Here is a 15,222-nt window from a genome sequence, read left to right on the forward strand (position 1 = left end):
GACGACCTCCGCAAGGGAGAACACCGTGCTCTGTCCAGCCTGCCGTTCCGAGGACTCCCGGGTCGTGGACTCCCGCACGGTGGAATCAGGCTCCGCTATCCGCCGCCGCCGCGAATGCCTCTCCTGCAAGACCCGGTTCACCACCCTGGAACGTTCCGTGCTGCTGGTCACCAAACGAAGTGGCGTCACCGAGGAGTTCCGCCGCGACAAGGTGATCAGGGGAGTCGGTCGCGCCTGCCAGGGCCTCGAGGTCTCCGGGGACGACCTGAAGATCCTGGCCCACGACGTCGAGCAGTCACTGCGTGCCTCCCACGGCTCGCAGGTCGCCGCCGACGACATCGGCCTGGCGATCCTGGAGCCCCTTCGCAACCTCAACGAGGTCGCCTACCTCCGGTTCGCCTCGGTCTACAAGTCCTTCCGGTCGACCGAGGATTTCGAGAAGGAGATCCGGGCGCTCCAGGAGCGGCGAAGCGACGCGACCGGGTAGCCCTCCCCCGGGGCTACCTGATCTTCGCCAGTGCCTTACGCACCCGGGCGACACTCGCCGGACGCGACGTACCTAGGTTCTGGGCGTACAGCGACACCCGGAACTCCTCGACCAGCCAGAGGACATCCTTGAACTGCGACGAGGCCGCCCGAATCGCCGGCAGGCGGCGCCGGGCCTCCTCGACCGCCTCGAGGCACTCCCTGACCTGGTCGTCGAGGTCCTCCTCCCGGTCCGGGTCAGACTCCATCATCTCCAGGCGCGACTGCATCGCTGCAACGTACCGGGGTACGTGACGAAGATGTTCCACGCCGTTCTTGGCCACCTGGTGGGGTCCGAGGAAGAACTCCAGCTGCGCCTTCATGTCCTCGATGGCAGCCCCGTCCCACGCCGAGAGCTCCTGCGACATGTCCGCCACGGCAAGGACCGCCGGGGTGATCGCCACGAAGATCTGGCGGACCAGTCCCGGGCCGCGGTCCCTCGCGGCGCTGACCGCCTCGGCGCACCGTTCCGGATCGCGGATCACCGGACCGTACTGTTCGAGCAGGTTTCGACAGGCCAGTACCCGGCAGTCGTCCACCAGAGCGTCCGCGCCGCCGTGCGGATAGGTATCCACCGCCACACGCTGGCGCAACTGCAGTCCCTTGACCATCTGCTTCGTGGAGACCTGGCAGGCCGCCACCATCATCTCCAGGACCGTGGAGAACTGCTGGCCCGCCGCCGCCTGCGGGGTGGGGAAGGCCTTCAGCACGACGCCGTCCTTGCCCGCCGAGACCAGCGCGGGGTAGGCCGACGTGGTCTGGCCGTCCACCACGGTCTCGACGGACTCGGGGATGACCCCGATGCCGTCGCTGCTCCAGCTCGCGGAACGGGCGAGCACACCACCGGTACCCCCTGCACCGTTTCCGCCGCGTCGTCCCCGGCCCTTCTTCTTCGTCGGGCCATGGGACGCGGAGTCCTGCGGGGTGGGGGCGGCGCCCCCGGACGCGCCGTTCGACCCGCGGGAGGAGCGTGCCGTGGCGGAGGCGATGGACTGGGTGATCTCGCCGGCCAGGTCGTCCTGCAGTTCACCGAGGTCCTTCGAGGTCGCGATGACCTTGCCCCGACGGTCCACCGCGGCATAGGTCATCCGCAGGTGGCCCGGGACCCGGTCCCAGTCGAAGTCGGAGGGGCTGATCCCCGTGCCGCCGAGCGAGCGCAACGCATCAGCCAACGCCTGGTCGACGGGGCCGTCATAGGGGGTCATGCGCTCCAGCGCGGCCCGGGCGAACTGCCCGGCCGGCACGACCGAGGTGCGTAACGGCTTGGGGAGCGTGCGGATCAGTGCGATGCACAGTTCCTCGCGCATGCCTGACACCAGCCACCGGGTGTCGGTGTCGGTGACACCGGCGAGCAACGGTAACGGGATGCGCATCGTGATGCCGTCGGCTGGATCGCCGGGACTGAAGACGTACGTGAGGTCGAACTGCATCGCCCCCTGGCGCCACGTGTCCGGGAACTCCCGGGCCTCTGCCGCGGCACCGTCGGAGCCGATGAGCGCCTCCGGGGTCATGTCGAGCAGGTGTGGGTCGTTTTGCCGGGCCTTCTTCCACCAGGAGTCGAAGTGGGCGGCCGACACCACCGAGGACGGGAGGCGGGCATCGTAGAAGCTGTAGAGGGTGTCGTCGTCGACGACGATGTCCCGGCGTCGTGCCTTGTCCTCGAGCTGCCCGACCTCGTCCAGCAGCTCACTGTTGTGGCGGAAGAAGCGGTGGTTGCTGCGCCAGTCTCCCTCCACGAGCGCGTGGCGGATGAACATGTCGCGCGCTGCCTCCGGATCGGTCTTCGACAGGTTGACCCGGCGGTCGGCGATGACCGGCAGGCCGAGCATCGACGCCTTCTCGATGGCCAGAGCCGCACCCTGCTTGCTGGACCAGAACGGCTCCGCGTAGGAGTAGCGCATCAGGTGTGGGGCGACCTCCTCGAGCCACTCGGGGACGACCGGGGCGACCGTGCGGGCGAACACCTGGGAGGTCTCCACCAGTTCAGCGGCCATGACCCACTGCGGCGGTTTCTTCGACAGATGCGAGGACGGGTGGATCACGAATGTGGTGTTGCGGGTGCCGGTGAACTGGCGGGAGTTGCCCTGGCGCATACCGACGTTGGTCAGCAGACCCGTCAGCAGCGACTTGTGGACCTCGGTCTCGTCGACGGACGTCGCCTCGCGCTTCCCGAGACCACTCGTGGCCGTCTCGGCGTCCTGGTCGCCGAGGTCGAAGGTCAGCTCACGGAAGTGGCGCACGTTGGGGATCTTCCACCGCAGCTCCTGGATGACCGTGAGCAGCTGACGGACCAGATCCATCCACTCCAGGACGCGGACGTAGTGGATGAACTCGTCGCGGCAGAGCCGGCGGAACTTGTTGCCGGAGAGCTCCCGGCGCTGGGCCTGGAGGTAGTTCCAGAGCTTCAGCACCGAGATGAAGTCGGAGTTCGCGGCGAACCGGGCGTGGAGCTGGTCGGCGCGGGCCTGGTGCTCGGCAGGACGTTCGCGGACGTCCTGGATGCTCAGTGCCGCCACGATGACGGCGACCTGTTCCAGAACGCCGTTGGCGTGGGCGGCCGACAACATGCGCGCCAGACGGGGATCGGTGGGGATGCGCGCCATGTCGCGCCCGATGTCGGTGAGAGTCGGGCCGCCGTCCTTGCCCTTCTCCTTCTCTTTGTCCTTCTCCTTGGGCTCGTTGGCCAGTGCGCCGAGTTCGCGCAACAGCTGGACGCCGTCGCGCACCGACTTGGAGTCCGGAGGCTGCAGGAAGGGGAACTCCCGGATGTCGCCGAGGTCCAGGGCGGTCATCGACAGGATCACGCTGGCGAGGTGGGTACGCAGGATCTCCGGGTCGGTGAACTCGGGCCGTGCCTCGAAGTTCTCCTCGGAGTACAGGCGCACGGCGATGCCGTCGGAGGTACGTCCGCAACGGCCCGATCGCTGTTTCGCCGACGCCTGGCTGATCTCCTCGACGGGCAGGCGCTGCACCTTCGTGCGGTGCGAGTAACGCGAGATCCGGGCGTAGCCGGTGTCGATCACGTACTTGATCCCCGGCACCGTCAGCGACGTCTCGGCGATGTTCGTGGCGAGGACGATCCGACGCCGTGACCCGGTACTGAAGACCCGGTGCTGTTCTGCAGAGGAGAGACGTCCGTACAGGGGCAGGACGTCGACCCCGCGCCACTGCTGGTCCGACAGCGCGTCCGCGGCGTCGCGGATCTCCCGCTCCCCGGAGAAGAAGCAGAGGATGTCGCCGGGCCCCTCGGCGATGAGTTCGCGGGCGGCGTCGAGAAGACCGTCCAACGGGTCCGTCTCGATCTCACGCACCCCACCGCCGGACTCGGTGCGGTCCTCGGTACGGGTGAGCGGGCGGTAGCGCACTTCGACGGGGAAGGTGCGTCCGGACACCTCGATGACCGGGGCAGGGTTGCCGTCGGCGTCGGCGAAGTGGCGGGCGAAGGACTCCGGGTCGATCGTCGCCGAGGTGATGATGACCTTGAGGTCGGGTCGCTTCGGGAGGATCTCGCGCAGGTAACCGAGCAGGAAGTCGATGTTGAGGCTGCGCTCGTGCGCCTCGTCCACGATGATCGTGTCGTAGGCGCGCAGCATCCGGTCGCGTTGGATCTCGGCGAGCAGGATACCGTCGGTCATCAACTTCACCGCGGTGGAGTCGTTGACGTGGTCGTCGAACCGGATCTTGTAGCCCACACGGCTACCGGGTTCGCCGACCTTCTCACCCAACTCGTCGGCGATACGGTCGGCGACACTGCGCGCGGCGATACGTCGCGGCTGGGTGTGACCGATTCGACGGGTCTCGCCCCGGCCGAGCTCCAGGCACATCTTCGGCAGCTGGGTCGTCTTGCCGGAACCGGTCTCACCGGCGACGATCACGACCTGGTTGTCGCGCACGGCCTCCATGATCTCGTCGCGGCGCGTGGAGACGGGCAGGGACTCCGGGAAGTTGAGGTTCTGCGTCAGGTTCGCCCGTGGGGTCTGGCGCGGGGGACGGCCGGAACCTCGTCCCGACCCTCGTCCCCGTCCCTTACCGCGTCCGCGCTTCCTGCCCGAACGTGGGGTGCCACTTGCGTTCTTGTCCTCGGAAACCACCCGGTGATCCTACCACTGACATGACTGCGGCCCCGCCCCCTGTCACCAGGGGGCGGGGCCGCGGCAGAGCGGAGGATCCGCAGGCGGACTGATGCGTCCTAGCGTGCGTCCTCGATCTCGATCGCCTGGGCGACGCCCTGGACGACGGCGGCGACCTTGACCGCCTCGAAGACCTGCTCCTTGGTCAGTCCCTCGTCGCGCACGGTCTTCTCGTGAGCGATGGTGCAGTGGTCACATCCGTTGATGGTGGACACGGCGAGGGAGAAGAGCTCGAAGTCGACCTTCTCGATGCCCGGCTTGCTGATGACGTTCATCCGCAGGCCCATCCGGACCTGGGCGTAGTCGTCACCGAGCCAGCCACGGGCGCGGTAGGCGACGTTGTTCATCGCCATGATCGAGGCGGCGGCCAGCGCGGCGTCGTACGCCTCGTCGGAGAGGTGCGCCTTGGCCTCGTCGGAGATCTCGGAGAGAACCTGGTCGTTGCGCGACGCGGCGGCCGCGGCAACGAAGGTGCCCCAGAGCTGCTGCTCGGTGAGCTCGGTCGAGCGGGCGAGGGAGCTGAGGTTGAGCTTCAGGTCCTTGGCGTAGTCGGGGAGACCCGACTTCAGGTTGTCGATCGACATATTAGTTCAGCGCCTCCTGGACGACGTCCATCTTGTTGATGTTCTTGGTCGGGTCGTTGGCCTGCCAGTTGCAGGCGCAGACCTCCTCGGACTGCAGGGCGTCGAGCACACGCAGGACCTCGTCGACGTTGCGGCCGACGGCGTCCGGGGTGACGGAGACGAACTGGATCACGTTGTCCGGGTCGACGATGTAGGTCGCGCGGTCGGCCACGCCGCCGGCGTTCTCCACGCCCAGGGCGCGGATCAGGTCGTGGCGGACGTCAGCGAACATCGGGAAGGGGACACCCTTGAGCTCCGGGTGGGTCGCGCGCCAGTTGAAGTGCGCGAACTCGTTGTCCGTGGAGCCACCGAGGATCTGGGTGTCGCGGTCCTGGAACTCCTCATCGAGCTTGCCGAATGCAGCGATCTCGGTGGGGCAGACGAAGGTGAAGTCCTTCGGGTAGAAGAAGACGACCTTCCACTTGCCCTGGTACTTGCCGAGGTTCACGTCCTCGAAGTAGTCGTCCGGCTGCTGGGCGTTGGCCTCGTGCAGGTCCCCGCCCTTGAGGGCGGTGAGGTTGAACTCGGGGAACTGGTCGCCGACGGTGAGAATGGACACGGTGAATGCCTCCTGGTTTCGTGAAAATATGACGCTCGTGCTTCGTCTTGAGCAACAACGATTATGCCATGAAATCAGAACTGATGCAAAGGTATAACTGATTTATTGGGAGAGCTTGATAGGGAGGCCTTATGGTCGCTCGTAGATAGGGTCCTGCAAGGATCGTGATGTAGAGTCATAGGCATGGTCAATAAGGATTACCGGCCGACGATCGCTCAACTCAGGACCTTCGCCACCGTTGCCGAGCACGGACACTTCGGCGTCGCCGCCCAACAGTTGGGGATCTCCCAGCCGTCGCTGTCGCAGGGGCTCGCGGCACTCGAGAGCGGCCTGGGTGTCCAGCTCATCGAGCGCTCGACCCGGCGGGTCATCGTCACGGAGATCGGACGCGAGCTGCTGCCGTTCGCCCAAGCCACGCTGGACAGCATGGACAGCTTCACCGGCCACGCGCGCGGGGCCCAGGGCGGGCTGTCGGGCTCGATGTCGCTGGGCATGATCCCCACGATCGCCCCGTTCGTCCTGCCGGCGTTCCTCCGGTCCTTGCCGACGACGGCACCGGATCTGGAACCGAAGATCGTCGAGGACAAGACGACCAACCTGATCGACTCGCTGAAGAACGGGGGACTGGACGCCGTCGTCGTGGCGTCGCCGGTCTCCGGTGCGGGAGTCGAACAGATCGAGCTGTACCGCGAGGAGTTCGTGGTTGTCCTGCCCGAGGGACACCCGCTCGCCGGGCGGCGCGACCTCTCGCTCGACGACCTCCAGGACCTGGACTTCCTGCTGCTGGACGACGGCCACTGCCTGCGCGACCAGGTCCTGGACCTGTGCCGCTCGGTGTCGTTGACGGTCGACCCGGCGCACTCGGTGACCAGGGCGGCAAGCCTGTCCACGGTGGTGCAGTGCGTGATCGGTGGCCTGGGATCGACCCTGGTTCCGTTGAGCGCGGTGTCCGCAGAGTGCGACCGGCCCGGATTAACCTTGGCCACCTTCGAGGGAGGCGCGGCCACCGCCGGACGCACGGTGACGTTGAGCCACCGCACCAGCTCCAACCGTGCCGATGCCTTCCACGCCATCGGGGCGGTCGTTGCGTCGGCCTACGAGTCGGCGCTGGCCCGCAACCGTGAGGTGCTGGAGTCGAACCTGGGACCCAGAAGCTAGCCGCGGACCACGCGCAACTCGCTGAGCCGCACGTCACCGGCCTCGTCGGAGGCGTCGAGGTCCACCACACCCTCGAAGGCCCACCCGTGGTCGCCCTCCGGGTCGTCCAGGATCTGCCGCACCGTCCAGTGCCGTCCCTCTTCCTTGACCAGGATGAGTTCGGGTGAGCGGGCGGCGGCGTCGACGCCGATGTCGGAGTACTCGTCGAAGTACGCGTCCAGCTCCGCCGGCCAGTCGGGGGCGGCGGTGAGGTAGTCGTCCATCTCCGCCAGCTGGCCCTCCTTCTCGAAGGCGAAGAGCTCCACGTGGCGGAAGAAGTGGTTGCGCACCATGCGCCGCAGCGCGCGGGGGTTGGAGCTGAGCAGGGAGGGGTCGTCGACGCCGAAGGCGTGCTCGGCGACCTGTTCCTCGGTCGCCGGGGCGTCCGGGTCGGCCATCGCCGACCACTCGTCGACCAGGGAGGAGTCCACCTGGCGGATGAGCTCGCCCAACCACACCACGATGTCCTCGAGCTCCTCGCTGCGGTGCTCCGGGGGTACGGTGTGCGACAGCGTGCGCCAGGCGTCCGTGAGGTACCGCAGCACGACTCCCTCCGACCGCGCCAGGTTGTAGGTCGCCACGAGGTCGGAGAAGGTCATCGCCTTCTCGATCATCTCGCGGACCACCGACTTCGGGGAGAGGTCGAACTCGGACGCCCACGGGTTGGACTCGCAGAAGATGTCGTAGGCCTGCTCGAGTTCCTCCTCCAGCGGCTTCGGCCAGGTGATGTCCTCGACGAGGGCCATGCGTTCGGTGTAGTCGACGCCCTCGGCCTTCAGCGCCGCGATCTCCTGGCCGCGGGCTTCGCGCTGCTGGGCGGACAGGATCTGGTTCGGGTTGTCCAGGATCGCCTCGACCGTGCTGATCACGTCGAGGGTGTAGCTGTCCGACTCCGGGTCCAGCAGGTCGAACGCCGCCAGGGCGAAAGGGGACAGCGGCTGGTTCAGCGCGAAGTCACGCTGCAACTCGCGGGTGAGCCTGGCGTCCTTGCCGGACGGGGTGTCGGCGTCGTACTCCTCGACGATGTCGGTGCGCAGCAGGCCCCGGTAGAGGTCGATGGTGGTCAGGATGTCGCGGTTCTGCTTCGCTCGCGTGTCGTGGTTGTCGCGCAGCAGGCCCTTCAGCGCGTCATACGTCCACTGGTCGCGGGCGATCACGTTGATCAGCATGGAGTGCGACATCTGGAACTGGCTGACGAGTTCTTCCGGCTCGGCGGTGGTCAGACGCTCGAACGTCGACTTCGACCACGTGGCCCGACCCTCGGGGGCGGACTTCTTGCGGAGCTTCTTCAGCTTCTTCGGGTCCGAGCCGGCGCGCTCGCGGAGGCGGAAGTTCTCGATCTCGTGTTCCGGGGCCTCGACGATGACCGTGCCCTCGGTGTCGTAGCCGGCGCGTCCGGCTCGTCCGGCGATCTGGTGGAACTCCCGGGACTTCAGGATGCGGTGCTTGATCCCGTCGTACTTCGCCAGCCCGGTCATCAGGACCGTGCGGATCGGCACGTTGATGCCCACACCCAGTGTGTCGGTCCCGGAGATCACGGTGAGCAGCCCCTGCTGGGCGAGTTTCTCGACGAGCCGTCGGTACTTCGGCAGCATGCCGGCGTGGTGGATGCCGATGCCCTTGCGCAGCAGACCGGACAGCGTCTTGCCGAAGGCGGAGGTGAACCGGAAGCCGCCGATCGCCTCGGCGATCGCGGCCTTGCGCTCCTTGTCGACGAAGTTCATGCTCGTCAGCGCCTGGGCGCGTTCCACGGCCTCACGCTGTGAGAAGTGCACGATGTAGACGGGCGCCCGGCCCTTGTCGACGAGCTCCTCGAGGGTCTCGTGGACGGGTGTGTAGACGAAGTCGAAGTCCAGCGGCACCGGGCGCACGGTGCCGGTCACCGGGGTGGTGGGCCGTCCGGTACGGCGGGTGAGGTCCTTCTCCAGCCAGGCGGTGTCGCCCAGGGTGGCGCTCATCAGCAGGAACTGTGCCTTGGGCAGGCTCAGCAGCGGGACCTGCCAGGCCCAGCCGCGGTCCGGTTCGGAGTAGTAGTGGAACTCGTCCATCACCACCTGGTCGATCTCGGCCGCAGCACCGTCACGCAGGGCGATGTTCGCCACGACCTCGGCGGTGGCGCAGATGACCGGTGCCTTGCCGTTGACGGTGGCGTCACCGGTCATCATGCCGACGTTGGCGGGGCCGAAGATCTCGCACAGGGAGAAGAACTTCTCACTGACCAGGGCCTTGATCGGCGCGGTGTAGAAGGTGCGCTTCCCGTGGGCCAGGGCGATGAAGTGTGCCGCGGTCGCCACGAGGGACTTGCCCGAGCCGGTCGGTGTCGCCAGGATGACGTTGTCGCCGGAGGCCAGCGCCATCGCCGCCTCCTCCTGGGCGGGGTAGGGGCTCAACCCCCGGTCGCGAGCCCAGGCGAGGAAGGACTCGAGGACGGCGTCGTCGACGAGACTCTCCGGAACCTCGGCGAGATCGGGGAGGAGTCCGGAGAGCGTGGGGTCGGATACGGGGGTCGTCACCTGGGTAGTTACCTGTCGGAGTCGGAGTCGGGGTCGTCGGGGTCGTCGGAGTCGTCGGGGTCTTCGCCGTCGCCGGTGTCGTCGCCGTCGAAATCGTCGGTGGTGCCGGCGAGGAAGCGCTCGACCTCGGCGCTGATCTCTTCGCCGGACGGCACCTCCTGACCGGGTGCCAGCAGGGCGTTCTGACCTGCGTCGCCGTCGTCACCGGCGTTGTCGAGGCCACGGCGGCGGTCGTCGCGTTGACGCAGGCGCGACTGCTCCTCGTCGTACTGGCGCTCCAGGGCCCCGACCACGGACGCGATCTCCGTGGAGTCGTCGACCTGGTCGGCGAGCTGCTGGCGGACCTTGTCCATGTCGGCTTCCAGGGCACGCAGCGGGAGGTTGAGGTCGCTGACGGACTCCAGCGCGTGCAGCAGACCGTACGCCGCCTCCGGGTAGTCGGAGGCCGCGATGTAGTGGGGCACGTGCGCGGTGAGCCCCACGGTGGTCAGTCCCTTGCGCGACAGCAGCAGCTCCACGTCGAGCATCGCCGCCCCGGGGACCATCATCCGCGAGTCCCAGGTGTGCAGCCCTTCGGTCAGCGAGGGGTCGGAGGAGTGCGCCGAGACGATCAGCGGCCGGGTGTGCGGCACCGTCATCGGCGCGGCGTACATCGACACCACCCGGTCCACACCGGAACGTGCGGCGAGTTCTGCCACCGCCCGGCTGAAGGCCTCCCAGCGGAGGTCCGGCTCGGGGCCGGAGAGGAGCATGAACGGCCGACCGTCGGAGTCCTCCATGCGGTGCAGGGTCAGTGCCAGGCTCTCGCGGCCCACGACGCGCCCGTTGTCGAGGGTGACGCCGGGACGCCGGGAGCGGTAGTCGATGAGTTCGTCGACGTTGAAGGTTGCCACGGTGGCGTGGTCGAGTGCCTGCAGCAGGTGCTGGCTGGCCTGTTGCACGCCCCGACCGGCATCGGCGTAGCCCTGGAGCGCGACGACCATCGAGAGTCCGTCCTCACCGTCGACGGAGTGGGCCGAGGGGCCCGGGTACTCGAGTTCGTACATACGGTTGCTGTCGGACATGTGCGCGTACTCCCTTCACTGACGTGCGACGCAGTGGATCTACTCTACCAGTCGCGCCTGTCGACCCGGCGGATATCCACAGGGTCCGGTTTATCCACACGCTCCTGGTCGGACCAGTCGCACGGAGGGGTCGTGACCGGCCCTCCGGTGGAGGATGTCTCCATGACTTCCACACACCACAACACCCCGAGAACCCGCGACATTCCCGCACGCCCGGGCGCCACGGACGGCCCCGTCGTGATCGACGGCGGTCCCGGCGGACTCATCGGCGCCGTCCCCGCCCTGCTGGGCTTCACGCCTACCGAAAGCATCGTGCTCGTCGGTCTGAGCAGTCACGGTGAGCAGCTCGAGTCCCTCGGCCCGGTCGTGCGCACCGACCTCGTCGAGGGGGCGGCCCGGACCGGCGCCGAGGCGCTGGCGCGCTCGCTCTACGACATGCCCGGGGCCTCCGCCATGGTCGTGGTGACCACTCGACGGTCGTGGCCACTGCGCAGCGCCGTGGTGGATGTGCTGGCCGGTGCCGCGCTGACCCTCGGCGACGCCGCGGTGAAGATCAACGCCATGTTCGTCACCGACGGCATCACCGCCGGCGCCCGGTGGCGTCAGGTCGAACCGTCCGGCGCCGCCTGCGGGTGGACGGTGGTCCATGAGGGCACCGTGGACGATCCCGCCGAGGGCCCCGTCGTGGCGTCGGGGTGCTCCACGGTGCGAGACCCCCAGCGCACCTCGGAGTCGATGGACCGGGAGCTCGATCCCGAGGACGACGAGGACCTCGCGGCACTCCTGCCGGCGAGCTGGACGACGGGAGCGGCCGCGAAGTCGGACGGGGGACCCTGGAACTCCGCGGACGTGTGCGAGACGGTCGCGCAGATCGCCGTGACGGTGGACCGGTGGATGCCGGTGGGCCGCCAGCGGGTCACCCTCACCCGCCGGGAGGTGCGCCGGATGCTGGCGGAGCGCCCTGGAACGGCTGAGCGGTTGTTCGAGTTCTGCACCAGTGCGTCGTTGTTCCCGACGCTGGTCGCCCTCGGCGCCGCAGGGCAGTCGGGGGTGGTGCTCGGAATCCTGTTGGAGGCCGCGACCCTGGGTCGGGGTTCGCTCCGGGGCCGGGCGTTGCTGCTCATCGCCTTCCTGGGGTGGTGCGGCAACCACGGCGCCCTGGGGCACCGGGCGGCGCGGCGCTGCACGGAGGAGATGTGGAGCGACGGTGGGGCGTCTCCGGCGCCGGAGCCGACGACCGACGCGGGCGCGCTGCGCAACGACCTGCTGACCCTCTCACTGGCAGGGGTGCTGTGGGAGGGCGTGGCAGACGGGACCGCCGCCAGACTCGTGGGCGGCGTGGTCGGTCAGGGAATGGAACACATCGACGCGCAGATCGCCCGCTCCGGTGGGAAGGACACCGACCGGGCGGGCACGCTGGCGTCGCTGGTGGACCGCAGGGCGGTCAGCGCCGTGCGAAGTGCGCTCGATCGCCGAGCTGGGAGGTGAAGTCCCAGGCGTCCCGGACGATCGTGCCCAGGTCGCTGCGCGTCGGGGTCCACCCCAACGCGTCCACCGCGCGGGCGGACGAGGCGATCAGGGTCGCGGGATCACCGGCACGACGAGGTGCGGTCACCGCGGGGATCGGGTGGCCGGTGACCTCGCGGCAGGTGTCGATGACCTGCTGCACGCTGTAGCCGTCGCCGGAACCCAGGTTGAAGATGCGGTGCTCACCGGAGGTGTTCGACCGGGCGGCCAACAGGTGGGCGTCCGCGAGGTCCCTGATGTGGATGTAGTCGCGGACACAGGTGCCGTCCGGGGTGGGCCAGTCGTCGCCGAAGATCATGATCTGCTCCCGGGCCTCCAGGGCGACCTGCAGGACCAGGGGGATCAGGTGGGTCTCCACGGCACGGTTCTCACCGGTGGAGCCGTACGCGCCGGCGACGTTGAAGTAGCGCAGGCTCGTCGCGCCCAGCCCGTAGGCGTCGGCGTAGGAGGTGATGATCTGGTCGATCGACAGCTTCGACGCCCCGTAGGGGTTCGTCGGTGCGGTGGGCATGTCCTCGGTGATCGGCACCGAGGCGGGTTCGCCGTAGCAGGCGGCGGTGGAGGAGAAGACCAGGTTGTCGACACCGTTGTCCCGCATCAGGTCCAGCAGCTTCAACGAGGTGACCACGTTGCCGTGCCAGTAGATATCGGGGGCCTGCACGGACTCGCCCACCAGGGACTTCGCCGCGAAGTGGAAGACCGCCGCGCAGTCGTCGGCCAGGACCTCCGGGGCGCGGTCCAGGACGTCGCCCTCCAGGAAGGTCGCCCCGGCGGGGACGGCCTCACGGTTGCCGGTTGACAGATCGTCGATGACGGTCACCCGGTAGCCCTGCTCGACCAGCACGGTGGCGCAGACGCTTCCGACGTAGCCGGCGCCGCCGGTGACGAGCACGTGCCCGCCGTCAATGAGTCCCATCAGCGACTAGTTCCCTTCGAGGACGATACGGATGGCGTGCCCGAGCTCCTCGGGGACGACCACGCTGGCACCTTCCGGGTTCTCCAGGGTGAGACCGTCCGGGGTGTCCTGGATGGTGACCGAGGTCCCCGGGCGGATGTCGTACTGGCCCAGCTTGCCGATCACCTTGTGCTCGACCTGGACGATCTCGTTGAAGCTGACGATCGTCGCCTTGCGCGGCGAGCTCAGGTCGATGTCCGAGGCGCGATGGGAGTCGGCGGGGTCGGCGATGGACGCCTCGCCCAGCTTCTCCAGGCCGGGGACCGGGTTGCCGAACGGGGAGGTGCTGTGGTCGTCGAGGACGGCCAGCAGCCGCTTCTCGACCTCGTCACCCATCACGTGCTCCCAGCGGCAGGCCTCGTCGTGGACGGACTCCCAGGGCAGTCCGATGACGTCGACCAGCAGTCGCTCGGCGAGACGGTGCTTGCGCATCACGGCGGTCGCGTGGTCGCGGCCTTCCTCGGTGAGCTTCAGGGAGCGGTCGTCCGCGATCCACAGGAGGTTGTCGCGCTCCATGCGGGCCACGGTCTGGCTCACGGTCGGGCCGGACTGCTCAAGACGCTCGGCGATGCGTGCGCGGAGCGGGGGAATGCCCTCCTCCTCCAGTTCGTAGATCGTCCGGAGGTACATCTCGGTGGTATCGACGAGGTCCTTCACTCGACCATGGCCTTTCTCTGACTAACACGACCGTGCAGTACGACGGGCGCGTTCAGGGGTTTGTTCACACAGTGGTGCCCTATAACGTACACGGTTCACCGGGCAGGTGGGAGCGCGGTCCGGCGGGTGTACGGCCCGCCGCTTCTAGACCGCGTACTCGCGCAGTCGGGCGGCCCGGTCGCCCTCGCGCAGCTTGGTCATGACCTCGCGCTCGATCTGGCGGACGCGCTCGCGGGACAGCCCGAAGCTGCGGCCGATCTGGTCCAGGGTGCGCGGCATCCCGTCGTCCAGGCCGTAGCGCAGTTTGATGACGTCCTGCTCGCGCTCCTCGAGGGTGTCGAGCACAGCGCGCACGTCGGAGTGGCGCAGCGAGGCGACCACGGCGGCCTCGGCGTCGGTGGCCTCGGAGTCCTCGATGAAGTCGCCCAGCGGCGCCTCCTCGTCCGAGCCGACGGGCATGTCCAGGCTCACCGGGTCACGGGACTGCTTGAGCAGCATCTCGATCTTCGACTCGTCGATGCCGGACTCGTCGGCCAGCTCCTCGTTCGTGGCCTCACGGCCCAGGTGCTGGTACATCTCGCGCTTGATCCGGGAGAGCTTGTTGACCTGCTCGACCAGGTGCACGGGCAGTCGGATGGTCCGCGACTGGTCGGCCATGCCGCGGGTGATCGCCTGGCGGATCCACCAGGTCGCGTAGGTGGAGAACTTGAAGCCCTTGGCGTAGTCGAACTTCTCCATCGCGCGGATCAGCCCCAGGTTGCCCTCCTGGATCAGGTCCAGCAGCGGCATGCCGCGACCGGTGTAGCGCTTGGCCAGCGACACCACCAGACGCAGGTTGGCCTCCAGCAGGTGCGTGCGGGCGGCGCGACCCTCACGGGCCAGGACCTTCATGTCGCGCTTGGCGGCACGGGTCAGCTTGTCACCGTTCTCCAGGAGGTGCTCCGCGTAGAGGCCGACCTCGATCCGCTTGGACAGCTCAACCTCGTCGTCCGCGGTGAGCAGTGCGGTCTTGCCGATGCCGTTGAGGTAGACGCGGACCAGGTCGGCCGAGGGGTTCTCGTTGTTGCCCCGTCGACGGCCCTTGTCCTCCGTGACCTCGGTGGTGTCCTCGGCCGTATCCTCGGTGGACGTCTCGTCGGTCGCTTCGGTGCTCGCCTCGCCGGAGGTCTCCCCGGGCGTGGTATCTGCGTGTGACGTGGTGGTGTCCCCGATCTCCGCCGGGGCGTCCCCGGTGTCACGGGTGGTCTCCAGGATGTCGTTCTCCTCCGGTGTGCCGGAGTTCTTCGTCGTGCGGGTGCCCATCTGGTTGACCTCCTGGGTTAGGTGTCGGAAGCTCTGCACAGTCCAACGGGCGATCGCGTCGAAATGTTCCGGGGCTACGTGTCCTTGGTCACGGGCAGATTACGATCGCGGTGTGATCGCAGGAAACCGCAGGTGAGTACGCGGGTAAAAGTACTTCCGGGACCCCTCAT

General features: G+C 68.1%; 11 protein-coding genes. 3 read left to right on the top strand and 8 right to left on the bottom strand.

All coding sequences use genetic code 11. The annotated features are described in order from the left end of the window. The first annotated feature begins 25 nt into the window (after positions 1 to 25). Complete coding sequence (nrdR, locus tag ACT3S3_RS07490) at positions 26 to 487, top strand: transcriptional regulator NrdR (RefSeq protein WP_301442366.1); 462 nt, start codon at positions 26 to 28, stop codon at positions 485 to 487. Positions 488 to 500: 13 nt separating this feature from the next. Here the strand turns inward: nrdR and hrpA are convergent, their stop codons facing one another. The 3 genes from hrpA to ACT3S3_RS07505 all read right to left on the bottom strand — a co-directional run bounded on the left by hrpA (position 501) and on the right by ACT3S3_RS07505 (position 5,837). Beyond that, a complete protein-coding gene (gene hrpA / locus ACT3S3_RS07495; protein WP_301442367.1) occupies positions 501 to 4,616 on the bottom strand; it encodes an ATP-dependent RNA helicase HrpA in 4,116 nt (1,371 codons plus the stop codon). Between the two features lie 98 nt (positions 4,617 to 4,714). Beyond that, on the bottom strand, positions 4,715 to 5,239 hold the full coding sequence (locus ACT3S3_RS07500; RefSeq protein WP_301442368.1) for a carboxymuconolactone decarboxylase family protein: 525 nt from the start codon (positions 5,237 to 5,239) through the stop codon (positions 4,715 to 4,717). A 1-nt stretch (position 5,240) separates the two neighbouring features. Next, positions 5,241 to 5,837: a peroxiredoxin gene (locus tag ACT3S3_RS07505; protein ID WP_301442369.1), complete on the bottom strand. Its 597-nt coding sequence runs from the start codon at positions 5,835 to 5,837 to the stop codon at positions 5,241 to 5,243. A gap of 183 nt (positions 5,838 to 6,020) precedes the next feature. Here ACT3S3_RS07505 and ACT3S3_RS07510 point away from each other — a divergent pair, with 183 nt between their 5' ends. Beyond that, positions 6,021 to 6,995, top strand: a complete 975-nt coding sequence (locus tag ACT3S3_RS07510) for a hydrogen peroxide-inducible genes activator (protein WP_301442370.1) — start codon at positions 6,021 to 6,023, stop codon at positions 6,993 to 6,995. Here ACT3S3_RS07510 and ACT3S3_RS07515 read toward each other — a convergent pair. Together ACT3S3_RS07515 and ACT3S3_RS07520 are read right to left on the bottom strand one after the other, a co-directional pair. Then, positions 6,992 to 9,547 (bottom strand): DEAD/DEAH box helicase, encoded by a 2,556-nt coding sequence (locus ACT3S3_RS07515; RefSeq protein WP_301442371.1) that lies wholly within the window; start codon positions 9,545 to 9,547, stop codon positions 6,992 to 6,994. The two genes, ACT3S3_RS07510 and ACT3S3_RS07515, sit on opposite strands and share 4 nt — an antisense overlap. An 8-nt stretch (positions 9,548 to 9,555) precedes the next feature. Then, positions 9,556 to 10,611 (bottom strand): PAC2 family protein, encoded by a 1,056-nt coding sequence (locus tag ACT3S3_RS07520; RefSeq protein ID WP_444626553.1) that lies wholly within the window; start codon positions 10,609 to 10,611, stop codon positions 9,556 to 9,558. Between the two features lie 162 nt (positions 10,612 to 10,773). Here ACT3S3_RS07520 and ACT3S3_RS07525 point away from each other — a divergent pair, with 162 nt between their 5' ends. Then, complete coding sequence (locus tag ACT3S3_RS07525) at positions 10,774 to 12,099, top strand: DUF4192 family protein (RefSeq protein ID WP_301442373.1); 1,326 nt, start codon at positions 10,774 to 10,776, stop codon at positions 12,097 to 12,099. Here the strand turns inward: ACT3S3_RS07525 and galE are convergent. From galE to ACT3S3_RS07540, 3 genes are all read right to left on the bottom strand, one after another. After that, complete coding sequence (gene galE, locus ACT3S3_RS07530) at positions 12,056 to 13,054, bottom strand: UDP-glucose 4-epimerase GalE (protein WP_301442374.1); 999 nt, start codon at positions 13,052 to 13,054, stop codon at positions 12,056 to 12,058. The genes ACT3S3_RS07525 and galE overlap by 44 nt on opposite strands. A 6-nt stretch (positions 13,055 to 13,060) precedes the next feature. Next, a complete protein-coding gene (locus ACT3S3_RS07535) occupies positions 13,061 to 13,750 on the bottom strand; it encodes a metal-dependent transcriptional regulator (RefSeq protein WP_301442375.1) in 690 nt (229 codons plus the stop codon). 144 nt (positions 13,751 to 13,894) lie between these two features. After that, positions 13,895 to 15,052: a sigma-70 family RNA polymerase sigma factor gene (locus tag ACT3S3_RS07540; protein WP_444626555.1), complete on the bottom strand. Its 1,158-nt coding sequence runs from the start codon at positions 15,050 to 15,052 to the stop codon at positions 13,895 to 13,897. Between the last annotated feature and the right edge of the window lie 170 nt (positions 15,053 to 15,222).

Origin of the sequence: Corynebacterium sp. AOP40-4SA-5 (assembly GCF_052377355.1) — a bacterium.
Lineage (GTDB): Bacteria > Actinomycetota > Actinomycetes > Mycobacteriales > Mycobacteriaceae > Corynebacterium.

What these genes read in the sequence shown, in the direction of transcription:
- ACT3S3_RS07500 (WP_301442368.1), bottom strand. Translation starts at nt 5,239, where the DNA reads ATGTCGATCGACAACCTGAAGTCGGGTCTCCCCGACTACGCCAAGGAC.
- ACT3S3_RS07510 (WP_301442370.1), top strand. Translation starts at nt 6,021, where the DNA reads ATGGTCAATAAGGATTACCGGCCGACGATCGCTCAACTCAGGACCTTC.
- ACT3S3_RS07520 (WP_444626553.1), bottom strand. Translation starts at nt 10,611, where the DNA reads ATGTCCGACAGCAACCGTATGTACGAACTCGAGTACCCGGGCCCCTCG.
- ACT3S3_RS07525 (WP_301442373.1), top strand. Translation starts at nt 10,774, where the DNA reads ATGACTTCCACACACCACAACACCCCGAGAACCCGCGACATTCCCGCA.
- galE (WP_301442374.1), bottom strand. Translation starts at nt 13,054, where the DNA reads ATGGGACTCATTGACGGCGGGCACGTGCTCGTCACCGGCGGCGCCGGC.
- ACT3S3_RS07540 (WP_444626555.1), bottom strand. Translation starts at nt 15,052, where the DNA reads ATGGGCACCCGCACGACGAAGAACTCCGGCACACCGGAGGAGAACGAC.